Annotated in this window: 13 protein-coding genes; 2 read left to right on the top strand and 11 right to left on the bottom strand. The window is 42.1% G+C overall.

What is annotated here, in order from left to right:
- Position 1: 1 nt before the first annotated feature.
- The 10 genes from R2B72_RS17930 to R2B72_RS17885 all read right to left on the bottom strand — a co-directional run bounded on the left by R2B72_RS17930 (position 2) and on the right by R2B72_RS17885 (position 10600).
- A complete protein-coding gene (locus tag R2B72_RS17930) occupies positions 2-1300 on the bottom strand; it encodes an arsenic transporter (protein ID WP_318618230.1) in 1299 nt (432 codons plus the stop codon).
- Between the two features lie 15 nt (positions 1301-1315).
- A complete protein-coding gene (locus R2B72_RS17925; protein WP_318618228.1) occupies positions 1316-1663 on the bottom strand; it encodes a metalloregulator ArsR/SmtB family transcription factor in 348 nt (115 codons plus the stop codon).
- A gap of 311 nt (positions 1664-1974) precedes the next feature.
- Complete coding sequence (locus R2B72_RS17920) at positions 1975-2670, bottom strand: copper homeostasis protein CutC (protein ID WP_318618227.1); 696 nt, start codon at positions 2668-2670, stop codon at positions 1975-1977.
- Between the two features lie 25 nt (positions 2671-2695).
- Positions 2696-3190 (bottom strand): GNAT family N-acetyltransferase, encoded by a 495-nt coding sequence (locus R2B72_RS17915; protein WP_318618226.1) that lies wholly within the window; start codon positions 3188-3190, stop codon positions 2696-2698.
- Positions 3191-3474: 284 nt separating this feature from the next.
- A complete protein-coding gene (locus tag R2B72_RS17910; protein ID WP_318618225.1) occupies positions 3475-3681 on the bottom strand; it encodes a hypothetical protein in 207 nt (68 codons plus the stop codon).
- Positions 3682-3699: 18 nt separating this feature from the next.
- Positions 3700-5157 carry an NCS1 family transporter gene (locus tag R2B72_RS17905; RefSeq protein ID WP_318618224.1) on the bottom strand — a complete coding sequence of 486 codons (1458 nt, stop codon included), beginning with the start codon at positions 5155-5157 and terminating at the stop codon, positions 3700-3702.
- Between the two features lie 57 nt (positions 5158-5214).
- On the bottom strand, positions 5215-6477 hold the full coding sequence (preA, locus tag R2B72_RS17900; protein WP_318618223.1) for an NAD-dependent dihydropyrimidine dehydrogenase subunit PreA: 1263 nt from the start codon (positions 6475-6477) through the stop codon (positions 5215-5217).
- A gap of 12 nt (positions 6478-6489) precedes the next feature.
- Entirely contained in the window at positions 6490-7833 is a 1344-nt protein-coding gene (locus R2B72_RS17895; protein WP_318618222.1) for an NAD(P)-dependent oxidoreductase, read from the bottom strand.
- Positions 7834-7861: 28 nt separating this feature from the next.
- Positions 7862-9265 carry a dihydropyrimidinase gene (gene hydA, locus R2B72_RS17890; RefSeq protein WP_318618221.1) on the bottom strand — a complete coding sequence of 468 codons (1404 nt, stop codon included), beginning with the start codon at positions 9263-9265 and terminating at the stop codon, positions 7862-7864.
- A gap of 87 nt (positions 9266-9352) precedes the next feature.
- Positions 9353-10600: a Zn-dependent hydrolase gene (locus R2B72_RS17885; RefSeq protein ID WP_318618220.1), complete on the bottom strand. Its 1248-nt coding sequence runs from the start codon at positions 10598-10600 to the stop codon at positions 9353-9355.
- A 328-nt stretch (positions 10601-10928) separates the two neighbouring features.
- Here R2B72_RS17885 and R2B72_RS17880 point away from each other — a divergent pair, with 328 nt between their 5' ends.
- Both R2B72_RS17880 and R2B72_RS17875 read left to right on the top strand, forming a co-directional pair.
- Positions 10929-12290, top strand: coding sequence for an aspartate aminotransferase family protein (locus R2B72_RS17880; protein ID WP_318618218.1), 1362 nt, complete (start codon positions 10929-10931; stop codon positions 12288-12290).
- A 21-nt stretch (positions 12291-12311) separates the two neighbouring features.
- On the top strand, positions 12312-13832 hold the full coding sequence (locus tag R2B72_RS17875) for a CoA-acylating methylmalonate-semialdehyde dehydrogenase (RefSeq protein ID WP_318618217.1): 1521 nt from the start codon (positions 12312-12314) through the stop codon (positions 13830-13832).
- Positions 13833-14506: 674 nt separating this feature from the next.
- Here the strand turns inward: R2B72_RS17875 and R2B72_RS17870 are convergent.
- Positions 14507-14707: a cold-shock protein gene (locus R2B72_RS17870; protein WP_318618216.1), complete on the bottom strand. Its 201-nt coding sequence runs from the start codon at positions 14705-14707 to the stop codon at positions 14507-14509.
- Between the last annotated feature and the right edge of the window lie 435 nt (positions 14708-15142).

The raw sequence follows: 15142 nt of genomic DNA, 5'->3' as shown, positions 1-15142 counted from the left end.
TTTATTGGATGAATGACAACCATAAATACAGTCCAATTAATGTAATGAATAACGTTGGGACTGTTAAGAGTATCCCGATTTTAAAATAGCTACCCCATGAGATTTTCACACCTTTTTGAGATAGTACATGCAACCACAGTAAAGTGGCCAACGAACCAATAGGCGTGATTTTGGGACCTAAATCTGACCCGATGATATTTGCATAAATTAAAGCCTCACGAATAGGTCCTGTTGAAGTCGTTTCTGATATAGCCAACGCGTTAATCATGACAGTTGGCATATTATTCATAATGGATGACAATATTGCTGCAATAAAGCCCATCGAAATTGTTGCTACAAAGAGTCCTTGATTGGCTGCTAATTGAATGATATCGCCCAATACCGCTGTTAGACCGACATTTCGTAATCCGTAGACAACAACGTACATCCCGACAGAGAAGAATACGATGGCCCAAGGTGCACCTTTAAGTACTTGCTTCGTATGAACTGCTGGGCTTCTTTGTGCCATGGCCATAAAGAAAATCGCCGTGAGCCCAGCAATAATAGAGACAGGTAATCCCGTAAATCCACTAGAGAAATACCCAATGAGTAATACGCTTAATATCGCCCAAGCTAGTCGAAACAACTTTATATCCTTGATAGCATCTTTCGGTTGTTTTAAATTTGAGACTTCGTAGTCTTTAGGAATACTTTTACGGAAAAATAACAGTAACACCGAAATACTCGCAACTAATGCAAATAAATTCGGGACGATCATTCGAGATGCATATTCAACAAAGCCGATACCGAAAAAGTCTGCCGAAACAATATTGACTAAGTTACTCACGACTAATGGTAGGGAAGTTGTGTCTGCAATAAAACCACTAGCAATAATAAATGGGAAAATCATTTTTTCATTGAAATTCAAATTTCGTACCATTGCAAGTACAATTGGCGTGAGTATAAGGGCAGCCCCATCGTTTGCGAACAATGCAGCAACAACTGCACCTAGCAGACTGACATAAACAAACATGCGAGTCCCGCTGCCTTTGGCTAATCTAGCCATATGTAGAGCCGACCACTCGAAGAATCCGATTTCGTCCAAGATTAAGGAGATGATTATGATAGCGATGAAAGCAAGTGTTGCATTCCATACAATACCCGTTACATCAATAACGTCTTGAAAAATAACAACTCCTACTAATAAAGCGATTATTGCCCCAATACAAGCTGACCATCCTATTGATAAATTTCTAGGCTGCCAAATAACAAAAATAAGTGTAATGATGAATATCAATGATGCTACAATAACTGAAGTCAAAGCACTTTCCCCTCTCTATTCACAACAAATACGCAAACCTTGTGCTTCTAATTCAGTGACTAACCCATCTTGCCCTGGAAGCTTCTCAAGGACACTTTGTATAAATGGATAATCTTTGTGATCTTTATTTATAGAGTAGAAGATCCATTTTCCTTTGCGTGTTTCTTTTACCAACTCAATATCTCTCAGTTTTCGCAAGTGTTGGCTAATTGCCGGTTGACTCATTTTGAAAATCTCTACAAATTCACAAACGCAACAATCATGAGATTGTAACAATTTCATCATCGTCAATCGCGTTTGATCTCCAAGCAATTTCAACAGTTGTGATGCCCTTTGAATATCTGTCGTAAAATTTTTATTCATAAATGATCCCTCCATTTCTTCTCTATCATATAATTACATGCTTATATACGCAAGTGAGTTTTTAGCAAGCAACTATATTGCGAATTAACCGACAATTACGTTACAGCGAAATCCGCTTGAAAGTTTGAATACTCTATAGGACAGCATAGGGCTGTTCGTGTTATTTACGTACCATCCAATGTCATGATATCAATCGCATCTTGTCAAACTAGGATTTTTGTGATTTTTCACGGCAAAAAAAAACACGGGATCACAGCAAATGTAAATTGCTGTGATCCCGTGTTTTTCATATTTCTATAGTAGCCTATTCCTTAAGATTCCCTTAACTGCATAAGCACATTTTTAACTCCTGCAATAACCTTCTCATCAATCGGATGCATAAAGCTTCGATTCACACGAACCGCCGAGCCAAAATGAACCTCTTCCAAGCCGGTTGCCGTTACTAATGCAGATAACGTTTCTGGACTCATACCATTGCCCGCCAAAATACGGACTGATGTACTCCGAGACTTATCCACCAATTTTTTCAGCTGATCAGCTGCTTCTGGTGCTGGAGCTTGTCCCCCAGAAGTTAAAATCCGCTGAATTTGCGGGAAACTAGCAATGACTTCTAACGCCTCCAACTGATCATCGATGTCATCGAAAGCTCGGTGGAAAGTGACTTTCATCTCTCCTGACTCCTGCAATAAACGGGATAGTGCTTGCGTATTCACTTTGTTGTCCTCATTCAATACACCAATCACAATACCGGCGGCTCCCGCCTGTTTGATATAACGAATATCCGCCAGCATAACTGCTAAATCACTTTCGTCATAGTGAAAAGTTCTGCTATGTGGTCGAACAATGACATGAACCGGAATATCGACCGCTTGCACAACAGCTTCTACCAAACCTAAGCTCGGCGTTAGTCCACCTTCAGATAGGGCTGAGCAAAGCTCCAACCGATCTGCCCCACTACGTTCCGCAGCAATTGCATCCTCTACACTTATCGCAATAATTTCTAGCATGATTTTTTCCCCCAATTTATTAGTTCTATTTTTGTACACTGCTAAATTCATCCTGCAAGTAATAACTTAACACAATAAGCTCACCTCTTAACCCCATCGCTCGAACACCATTGTCAACAAACCCACATGTTTTGTACAAAGCTTGCGCCGACGTGTTCCTCACATTGACGGCTAGTACAATCTCATTGATTCCCACAAAGTGTTCTGTGACAAATTCAGGTACAAGCGACAGCGCTTGCCGAGCATAACCTTTACGCTGATGATGAAAATCGGTTGAAAAAGTTCTAATGAGAATAGCACTAGCATTGGCAGAGTAAGGCTGAACGCCTTCACATGTATGCAGAGCAAAAAAAGTAACCAATTGCTCGTGGTCTAGCGCTAAAATAGGGTAATGATTGTCTTCTGTTTGCGAAAATTCAATCGCGTCTTTTGGTGCGCCTGTAAATTGTAATTGTTCATCTGTTAATATGTATCCTTCAATGTGCTTATCAAACTCTGGTTGATAAAAATGTAATTTCATAGATGGTAACCCTTTCCAAATAGCAAATAAAAAATAAATAACCTCTTACGGATATGATACTCGAAGAGGTTATTTATTATCAATCTTTATTTATAACAATATATCTTTTTTCACTAGTGTTGCATTGAAATATAAGGAAGCACTGTGTTACCAGATATAATGGCTCACATTGGAACTGCTAAAAAATCGGAAGAGAAACGTCTTTCGCATCGTGACCTTTTCTAGTCATTATAACAAAAATAGAATAGAGTTTTCACCATTTCATATTAATTTGGCATGCCTTCTTACAACAGCGTTTGTTCGTGGAGCTTTGCCGCTAAATATTTACGTGCTTCGGCGGTCAGAATCTGCAAACAAACTTCCTCTTTCTGTCGTTCAAACTCGACAAACATCCCGCTTAAATTTTCATAGACATAATGGACTTTAAAGCCTCTGTCTAAATAGTCATCTACTTGTTTCATTTCATCCATGCTTAGTAAATGGTCCGACATACGCACACCTCGCTTTTCTCATTCAGCAGCTTTTGCTTCTATTTCTTGCACGACAATATCGTCCCAATCGTGCCCAACTGTAATACCTAAATACTTGGCGTCACTAGGATCGTCTAGCTCGGCTTGTGGGTACTTTTTGAACCACCAATATTTCGCCAAAACATAGTACACAAGTGCCCCCACGAAAAAGCCCACTAATGAAGAATACGTTGGGAACATATTTGCTAAGACTCCACCAATCACCCAAGCGATTAACCCCGCTAAGTTAAAGCCATTCATATACTTATATTGGCCGTCTAATTCATACAGATCCTTTACGTTGACACGACGTTTACGGATTAAATAATAATCGGCGAATAATATCCCCACAATTGCTGTTAAAATACCGCCAATGATTAATAACGCACTGACCAAGACACCAAATAAGCTCCACGGCTGTGCTATGATTCCAATAACCCCCGCGATTATAACAGCAGCCCAGAACGGCACTTTTGGTCCACCAATGTTTGAGAAAATCGTTGCCGCAGGAATAACGTTTGCTGACGTGTTTGTCGACCATTGCGCTAACACAATCATTAGCAATAAAATCCCTAACACAATTCCACTTGCACTTTGCTGCAAGGCATTTATCGGATCAGCAGATGCCACTGCCATATAAGCAACTGCACCTATTGTTACGATGAATGTATTGGTAATCGGCATTACGATTAAAGAGCCAACTAACTGCGTTTTATTACGCTTGAACCAATTGCGTTCATTTTTTGGCGCCTTAAAGAAACGAGATAGTGTTGGCATATCAGCTGCTAACGTTGCCCAGAACCCCATGTTCGCCATAATCACAACCATGAACGCTGTAAAAGCTGCTATCCCTGTCGTTGGTGATTCCACCCAAGTCCACACATCTTTCCCTTGAACCGTTGCTTGATCGGAAAGCGTAATGTACATCCAGCACGATATTAATATAATAACCGGCGCCGCAAAATCCGCAAAGCGCTCAATGGATTTAATGCCGAGCGACGTGTTAAATAACTGTAATGCAGCGAAAACAAGGAAACATAAAAACCAATTATTAAAGTCGAATAATAAATTCAAAATCCCATTGATGGCCATTGCACCAAAATAGGTGTTAAGCCCGAACCAACAAGCAGCTGTCACCCCACGAACGAGCGATGGTATATGCGTGCCAATTGTGCCAAATGGGGCACGCATATAAACCGGGAAGGACAAGCCGTGCTCAATACCAATATCACCGATCAACGTCATAAATACGCCGATTAATACGGAACCTATCATTGTCGCTAAAATCACCATCGGCAATGACAAACTCATAATACCTGATCCGCCAATTGCAAAGGCGGCTAAAACGATGGCCATTCCTATCCAAATCACTGCAAAACCAAATGTCCCGATACTTCTTTTTTGATGTGTCACTGGAAGTAAATCTGGTGATTTTAAATAATCTCCAGCAATCGCCATACATGTCTCTCCCTTATAGTAGATTTCCAGTTAACTAACAAACAATTTACCTCTTTGTTATCGGGCAAAATTACTGATAAGTGATTGACGTTCGTTCCAAGTCATTGGCGCAATAATGGACTTTCTTTCGACCATCGAAATCGCACCGTCTACTGGACACACAATCGAGCATAAATTACAGCCCACACAATCTTCTTCGCGTACCTTTAGCATCGGACGACCACTCTCTGTGTACAAGTCAATACATTGATGCGACGTATCTTCACAAGCAATATGGCATTTATTACAATTAATACAAACATCATTATTAATTTCGGCAACAACTTTGTAATTTAAATCTAAGTCACCCCAGTCGGAATAACGTTGAACCGATTTACCGACTATATCCATCACAGAGGCAATGCCCTTATCATCCAGATAATTATTAAGTCCGTCAATCATATCTTCAACAATACTAAATCCGTGGTGCATTGCTGCTGTACAAACTTGAACACCCGTTGCACCCATCAACATAAATTCTGCAGCATCCTGCCAATTTGAAATCCCACCAATTCCCGAAATTGGTACATTAACGAAAGAATTTCGTGCACATTCTGCGACCATATTTAGTGCAATGGGCTTAACAGCCGGCCCACAATATCCGCCATGCGCCCCCTTCCCACCTACATGCGGCACCGTATTCCATGAATCTAAATCAACACCCGCTAAACTATTAATCGTATTAATCATACTAACGGCATCTGCCCCGCCACGCACTGCCGCTTCTGCTGTCATCGTAATATCCGTAATGTTTGGCGTTAGCTTGACGATAACAGGGGTACGTGCAACTTCCTTCACCCAGTGCGTTTGCTTCTTAACCAATTCAGGTACTTGACCAGAGGCAGCTCCCATTCCGCGTTCTGCCATCCCATGTGGACAACCAAAATTAAGCTCAAGACCATCAACCCCCACAGCTTCTACTTTTTTGACAATCTCATGCCACTTTTCTTGCTGTGGCTCTACCATTAACGAAGCGATAATGGCATGATTAGGAAACCTTTTTTTCGTTTCAAGAATTTCCTGTAAATTAACCTCTAACGGACGATCCGTAATGAGCTCAATATTATTAAAGCCCGCTACTCTCTGTCCGTTAAAGCTAACAGCCGCAAAGCGTGATGAAACATTTAAAATGGGTTCGCCCAATGTTTTCCAAACTGCGCCACCCCAGCCCGCTTCAAATGCACGTTGCACTTGATAGCCCGAATTAGTCGGTGGTGCCGATGCTAACCAAAATGGATTCGGTGATTTAATCCCCGCTAAGTCAATTCGTAAGTCTGCCATGCCCCATCCCCCCTATGCGATTTCGCTCGGTTTTCCTAAACGCTCATGAATAATGTAAGCAGCATCTTTACCTTGCTGTGCAGCTGTTACCACCATTGCCTCCCCTTGGCCATTGCCAAACACGACATCTCCACAGGCAAACACTTTGTCATTCGATGTTTGCATAGTTGTTTCGTCAATGTCTACTACTCCGTTCGTATGCTGTAATCCAAACGCTTCGATGAGTGAGACATAGCGCGTTTGTCCAATTGCTTTAATGACCGCGTCCACTTTTATAACAAACTCAGATCCCTTGATTACTTCAGGTCGTTGTCTGCCGTCCGCACCCGCCTCTCCAAGCTTCATCTTGACGCATTCAAGTCCCACTACTTTCCCTGCCTCATCACCGATAATTTGTTTCGGCGCTGTCAGCCACTTAAATCCAACGCCATCCTGCTTGGCAAATTCATATTCAAATTTGTAGGCAGTCATCTCTTTTTCTGTTCTTCTATAAAGAATGTTCACTTGCTCAGCACCTAGTCGCACAGCACAGGTGGCACCATCGATAGCTGTGTTACCAGCACCGATGACCGCGACACGTTTACCAACTAAGTCTTCAGTCAGTACGCCCATTTTCGTGTGCTTTACAAACTCAATGGCATCATGAACGCCAGCTAGTTCCTCGCCTTTAATGCCAAGATTAGGCACAGCCCCCATACCAACCGCTAAAATAACACTGTCATATTGCGCTAAAATTTCCTCGGCAGAAATATCCACGCCTACTGTTGTGTTTGTTTTAATGTCCACACCAAGCTTTACAACTTGCGCCACTTCCCAATCCACTACATCATTCGGTAATCGGAATGACACGATGCCGTAGTTGCCCAAGCCACCCGCTTTTGCTTCTGCTTCAAAAATTGTGACACAATAGCCGAAGCGACTAAGCTCACGCGCTGCCGATAAACCAGCTGGACCAGCGCCAACAATCGCTACCTTTTGTCCATTTGATTGACCTTTTTTAAATAGCTCGACGTCTGATTCCATCGCCCAATCTGTTGCATAACGTTGCAAGTGCCCGATTTTAATAGGCTTTGTCGAGGAATTTAACACACATGCCCCTTCACATAATTCCTCGGTCGGACATACTCGCGCACAGCTTGCACCAATCGGATTGGCCTCCATAATCATCATGGCCGAACCTTTCATATTACTGGAAGCAATTTTTTTGATGAAATTCGGAATTGGAATACTTGTCGGACAAGCTGTAATGCAAGGTGCATCATAGCAATACAGACAGCGATTAGCCTCTTCTAGTGCTTCATTTTTTGTCATCCTGCTAGTCATTTCCACAAAGTTTCGTTCGAGTTGCGAAGTCATTGAAACATTCCCCCTCATGGATTGATGTTTACACGTTGATTGTTTGTGCAGTCGTCTGCTGAAGTGCACGCTTGATGTATCGGCCACTGCCTATTACTCCTACAAATTGTTTGTTTTCAATGACGTATTCACCACGCACAAGTACACTGATAGGCTCTCCGGTCACTTCCCAGCCCTCATACGGGTTGTAGTCGACATTCATATGGTGGGTGTGCGCTGAAATTTCACGCTTTACCGCAGGGTCAAAAATGACAATATCCGCGTCAGAACCAATAGCAATCGTTCCTTTTTGTGGATATAAGCCGAAAATTTTTGCGGCACTTGTCGAAATCATATCGACGAAGTCATGGATGGAAATTCGTCCTTTCGCCACACCTTCAGAAAATAAAATGCTAAAACGATCTTCGATAAAAGGTCCACCATTTGGAATTTTAGAAAAGTCATGTAACCCTAATTGCTTTTTCCCATTAAAGCTAAATGAACATTGGTCCGAGCCAATTGTTTGCAATTGCTTGGCTTTTAACGCATTCCACAAATGTTCTTGGTGAAATTTCGGGCGAAGGGGTGGTGACCAAACATATTTCGCCCCTTCGAAGCCTGGCTGTGCTAACGCTGACTGATCGAGCGTTAAATAAGGTGGACATGTTTCCCCGTACACGTCATAGCCCTTTTCACGTGCTGCGATAATTTCATCTAGTGCCTCTTTACACGTCACATGTACAACATAAAGCTTGGCTCCTGCGATATGAGCTAGTTCAATGGCCCGTTTCGTCGCCTCACCCTCTATCTCCGCGGGACGCGTCAGTGCGTGATAAATTGGCGCCGTCTGACCAGCTTGCTTCGCCTCCTCTACTAATTCGTCGATGACTGAGCCATTTTCACAGTGCACCATGACAACAGCACCAATATCTTTTGCGATTTTAAAGGCTTTGAACAGCGTACGGTCTGTCGCCTGGAATTCTTTCGCGTAAGCCATGAACACCTTAATAGAGGTAATCCCTTCCTTCTCTAGTAACAACGGTAACTCTGCCTCTGTTTCAGGCGTTAAATCACTAATCATTAAATGGAAACCGTAATCAATGGCTGATTTGTCCTTTGCTTTTTTATGCCATTTTTCCACAGCCGTCGCAAGTCTTTCTTCACCCGCAGATAAGCAAAAATCTAAAATGGTCGTCGTCCCACCGAAGGCAGCCGCAATTGTACCCGACTTCCAATCATCGTCTGTCACCGTATTGTTGAACGGCATATCCAAATGTGTATGCGGATCAATTCCCCCAGGCATCACGTATTTACCCGTTGCATCTACAATTTCCGCTCCGTCAGTTGATAAATTTTTGCCAATTTGCACGATTTTTCCGTTCTCTATTAAAATATCTGCCTCATATAGATCTGAAGCCGTTGCAATGAGTCCACCTGTAATTACTTTTTTCACGCTACCATCACCCTTCTATTAATGAATGAGAAATTTATCTACATCTGTTAATGTGCTAGCCAATTATTGTATTCTAGCCTGAACTCATCATGAGTTTAGTGTGTATTTTTCGCCCCTGCTGAACTCCGTTTGTAGTGTCAGCACGGTTTCTAGTAACACGTTTGCCCCCTTTGTACAGTCTTCAAATGCCGTTTCTTCCTCCTCGCAGTGACTTTTCCCCTTGATACTTGGAACAAAAATCATTGCCGAGGGGATGAAGCTCGCGATATACTGCGCATCATGACCTGCCCCACTAAACATTCTGTGGGATGAATAGCCAAAGTTCTGACACGACTTTTCCACTTCATTACAAATGATTGCATCAAAAAATACAGTATCTCGTCCCCATAACTTGACTGGTTGGATGTGGCAGCCCTCTTCCTCTGGAGGTAAGCCATTTAGTATTTCTTCCACTTTTCGCATTACTTCCGGATTTTGATGACGGGAATCAATGGTAAATAATACTTCGTTCGGAATGACTGTATGAATATTAGGAGAAACATTCATACGACCAAATGTGTAGACGAGCTCTTCGTCGATTTCGCCAAGTTGCTCATGCAAAGTCGTCATGATGTTGGACGCTACAATCATCGGATCTTTACGCATCGACATCGGTGTTGTGCCAGCGTGATTGGATTCACCTGTCACGCTAATTTCATAGCACACCATGCCTAAAACGCCTTCGACCACACCAATTTCCCGTTGCTTAGCTTCTAATACAGGGCCTTGTTCGATATGAAGTTCAATATAAGCCAGTGCTTCTGTTAAACGATTTTCTTTTTCCCCCTCGTATCCACTGGCTAGTAGCGCCTCTTTAAAAGTGATGCCATTTTTATCAACAGACTGCATCATTTTGTCTTTCGAAAATTTTGAAGAAATGACACCGGAACTCATCATCGCCGGATCGAAGCGCGCACCTTCTTCATTCGTAAAATTCACAAGCATTAATGGAATCTCGAGCTCAATGTCGTTGTCCTTTAGCGTTCGTATCGCCTCTATTGCTGTTAAAATGCCTAAGACACCATCAAACCTGCCACCTTTTTCAACCGAATCTAAATGTGATCCCATTACGATTGGTGGGCAATCTCTTTTTCCTGGTAGAATCGCATAGATATTTGCCATATCATCTACTCGAATTTCCATACCTAGCTCTTTGCATATTTCACAAAAATAGGTTCTTGCTACTACATCCTCTTGTGAAAGGGACAAACGGGTTACTCCCCCATTGGCAGTTGCACCAAATTGACTAAATTGTTCAATTAACTCCTGCAATCGACTACTATTACATTTATACATATGCAAGTCCTCTCTTTCATAGATATTAAAAGTAGGTTTTTATGAAAGTTCTTAATAATGTCAAAAAGGTAGAACTGCTAGTGGATGTGAACACCTCAAGCCTTTTTTATAAAAACCAATTTGCATTTGACCTTTTTGTTTAATAGATGTGTTGACGCATCTAAAATTATGCGTGATAGGAGGCAGTTATGAATGGATTTTCACTCACTGAAGCAGATGCGCTAACGATAAAGTACTTTAGTAGCGCGAAGCTTCTTGTTGCTATTTTTCCAAAGAATTGAAGATTAGATTTATTGCATGATGATATATGAAGGAGTGATGATGTCCGATGACGAATGTAACGAGTCAAAATTGGCAAGTAAAAGATGAACAATATGTATGGCATTCCATGAAGCCCTACAACCCAAACGCGACGACAATCATTCAGAAATCGAAAGGCGCTTGGATAACGGACATTGATGGGAAACGTTATTTAGATGCCATGTCTGGTTTATGGTGCGTCAACGTTGGCTACGGGCGAGAGGAAATTGCCAAAGTCGCTTACGAGCAATTACTGGAAAATGCCTATACTCCCCTATCTGTTGGGCATATCCCTGCCATTCAACTAAGCGAAAAAATCAGCGAATTATTAGGTGATGATTATGTTGTATTTTTCTCTAATAGTGGTTCAGAGGCGAATGAAGCCGCCTTTAAAATCGCACGTCAATACCATCTGCAAAAAGGTCACACAAATCGCACCAAAATTATTTCTCGCTATCGTGCCTACCATGGCAGTACGATGGGTGCATTAGCGGCAACAGGGCAAGCACAACGCAAATATAAATATGAACCGCTAGCACCTGGCTTCATACATGTTGCACCACCAGATGCCTACCGTGCAAACGAAGATCATATTACAGAACCAGCTGCCCTACCCTCTGTTCAGGCAATCGATAATGTCATGACGTGGGAATTATCCGAGACGATTGCAGGTGTGATTTTGGAGCCTATTATTACCGGCGGCGGCGTGATAATGCCACATGAGGACTATTTGCGTGGGGTAAAAACAGTTTGCGAAAAGCATGGGGCCCTGCTCATTGTCGATGAAGTAATTTGCGGTTTCGGACGTACAGGTAAAGCATTTGGCTTTCAAAACTATGGCATTCAGCCAGATATTGTCACAATGGCAAAAGGCTTAACAAGCGCCTATATGCCGTTATCTGCTACAGCTGTGCGCCGTGAAATTTATGAGGCCTTTGCTGGGAGCGAGGACTACGACTTTTTCCGCCACGTCAACACATTCGGTGGTTCTCCAGCAGCTTGTGCGGTTGCCCTCAAAAATATTGAAATCATGGAAAATGAAAATTTATTTGCTCGCTCAGAAGAAATGGGCGCAATTATCCATGCGGAACTACAAGAACGTTTAAATGATCATCCAAATGTCGGCAACATCCGTGGTAAAGGCTTACTGATTGGCATTGAGCTTGTAAGTGACAAAAAAAGCAAAGCGCCACTTGATGTAACTTCTGTAAACAAAGTCATCGCTTTATGTAAAGAACAAGGGGTAATCATCGGAAAAAATGGTGTCACGGTTGCAGGCTTTAACAATACCTTAACACTCGCTCCACCGCTGATTATTTCATTAGCAGAAAAAGATTTGATTGTTGAAAAACTTATACACTCTTTAAATGAACTACTGCCAAAGGCCTAAACACAAGGGGGAAATGAATGTATGGTAACGAATACAGAAATTAAAGAACTAGGGCATTTTATGAATGGTGAAATCGTTGCAGGCACAAGTGGTCACTTCTCTGATGTTTTCAATCCAAGTTCAGGGGCAGTGATTGCACGCGTCCCTATTGCAACGAAAGAGGAAGTACAAGGCGCAATTGCAACCGCTAAAGCAGCCTTCCCAGCATGGCGCGCGCTGTCGGTTGGCAAACGGGTTGAAATCGTCATGAAGTTTCGTCAATTGATGACCGCACGTATGGATGAACTCATCGACATCATTTGTATCGAAAGCGGAAAAACAATCGAGGATGCCAAGGGTGAAATCACACGTGGTTTAGAATCCGTCGACTTAGCCATCAATGCCCCTCACCTATTAAAAGGCGAGTACTCCGTCAATGTTGGTGGGAATATTAATGCTTATTCCGCAAAAGCACCACTTGGAGTTGTGGCAGCGATTTCCCCATTCAACTTTCCAGTGATGGTGCCACTTGCCATTACTAGTATGGCTGTCGCAGTCGGCAATTCCGTCATTTTAAAGCCGTCCGAGCGCGTGCCCTGCTCCGCATTATTTTTATCGGAACTGTGGACAGAAGCCGGTTTACCAGATGGTGTTTGGACAGTCATCAATGGCGACAAGGATGCAGTCAACGAACTATTAGAAAACCCTGCTGTTGAAGCCATTTCGTTTGTCGGCTCCACAGCAGTCGCTGAAACCATTTACACAACCGGTTCAAAACACGGAAAGCGTGTTACAGCATTAGGTGGCGGTAAAAACAATATGATTGTCATGCCAGATGCAGATTTAGAACAGGTCGCAAACGCATTTTTAGGCGCGGCTTTCGGTGCCGCTTCCCAACGCTGTATGGCCATTTCCACAATCATTCCCGTTGGCGAAGAAACAGCAAATAACCTCATCAACGTACTGGTTGATAAAATCGCAAAATTAAAAGTGGGGCCCTATACAGATCCAGATGTTGATTTTGGACCTGTTATTACGAAGCAATCAAAAGACGCAATCATTGGCTTTATCGACCGTAGCCTAGAAGAAGGCGCTACACTCGTATGCGATGGTCGCAACCCAGACATCGCTGAAAATTCCAACGGCTTCTATCTAGGTCCTACCTTATTAGACAATGTCAAACCTGGCATGGAAATTTATGAGCAAGAGGTATTTGGTCCCGCTCGTAACGTCGTTCGGGTAAATTCATTGGAGGAAGCGATTGACTTAATCAATGCACATGAGCTCGGTAACGGTGTCACCATTTTCACGAATAACGGGGCGGCCGCTCGCAAATTCACATCGGAGATAGACGTCGGTATGGTTGGGGTAAACGTGCCCATTCCAATTCCTGTTGGTTATCATAACTTTGGCGGCTGGAAACGCTCGAGATTTGGTGAGGGTCATATGTTTGGGCCAGACCAAGTCCGCTTCTTCACCAAGACCAAAACGGTTTCTGAAAAGTGGTTTGAAGAAAACAGCGAATCCGCGTCAACATTTGCTTTTCCAAGTAATAACGACTGATGGTGCTTAAAATAAACGACTAGGCATTATAAGGTCATCTATTATTTTAAAAATCGCAAATGCTTTTCAGATAAAAATGGGGCATCTCTTGTTCGTTATTGAACAAGAGATGCCCTACTTTTTTAGCTATTGCATACTCCACCATAACGTGGGGTAGATTTCCGTTCCGAGGTGCGCTTTTCAGAGTGTCTCTACTTAACCAGTAATCTAAAAATCAATCCACTCTCTAATTAAATGACAACCATATCTTTTGCTGATAAACCATTATTACTTTGAATTAAAGTTTGATCAAAATGGATTCATATCCATCAAATTTATATATCTGTTGTATAAAAATGTTTGATCATTTTCTACCTGTGTCACTTCACAATCGCGCACTTTAATGGAATAAAAACAATTCAATGTTTCCCTAACTCCCTCGTCAACCATTATATTCCCTAATAAAAGTACATATAATTAATTATCAGTCTAGCATAGCCCAAGGAGGATATGGTGGGCTATACAATTCCGGGAGGTTAACCGCAATTAATGATTATTCATACCATATGGCAACCTCAATTATGAAAGAACTCATCATACCAACGTTTAACATAATACCCGTTCGCAGAAGTAGTTAACCCAAAATTTAAGCACATAAAAAGACCCTACATGTAGGGTCTTTTTATGTGCTATTATTAAGCTTTTTGAACGTTTGTAGCTTGTAGGCCACGTTGTCCTTGTTCAATTTCAAACGTTACACTTTGACCTTCGTCTAAAGATTTGAAACCATCGCTTTGGATAGCTGAGAAATGTACGAATACGTCCTCTCCTGTTTCACGCTCGATGAATCCAAAACCTTTTTCTGCATTAAACCATTTAACTGTACCTTGTTCCATAATTGTTGCCTCCTAGTGTGGATGTCCACACAATGTGTTACTATCCTCGTTCAAATACCTTAGACGAAAAACAAATTCTATTCTCAATCTGAAACGAACAAAAATAATTCTTCCTAAGAATAACATATATATACTGAAATAGCTAGCAAAAGGTACGACTCTTATTTCTAATGAAGATATTAAAATCTACCTTGTAATTTAAAGAAACCTGTCCGATTATTGCAAATCCAACATATTTAAATTATGTTTAATTGAATCAATTTCATAATAGAATAATTAACCTCGGAATCCGAACAAGGTTGATTTGCGCTTCAGGCGGACGCTTTCCGCGGGCACGTCTTCAGCCGCTTCCCTCGCTACGCTCAGTCCAGGGTCTTCAGCCCGTGCTGTTCCCGCAGGAGTCGCCGCCTTACGCTCCAATCAACGAAAGTGGAA

The organism is Sporosarcina sp. YIM B06819, assembly GCF_033485175.1.
Taxonomy (GTDB): domain Bacteria; phylum Bacillota; class Bacilli; order Bacillales_A; family Planococcaceae; genus Sporosarcina.
This window is presented reverse-complemented; position numbering and strand designations above follow the sequence as displayed.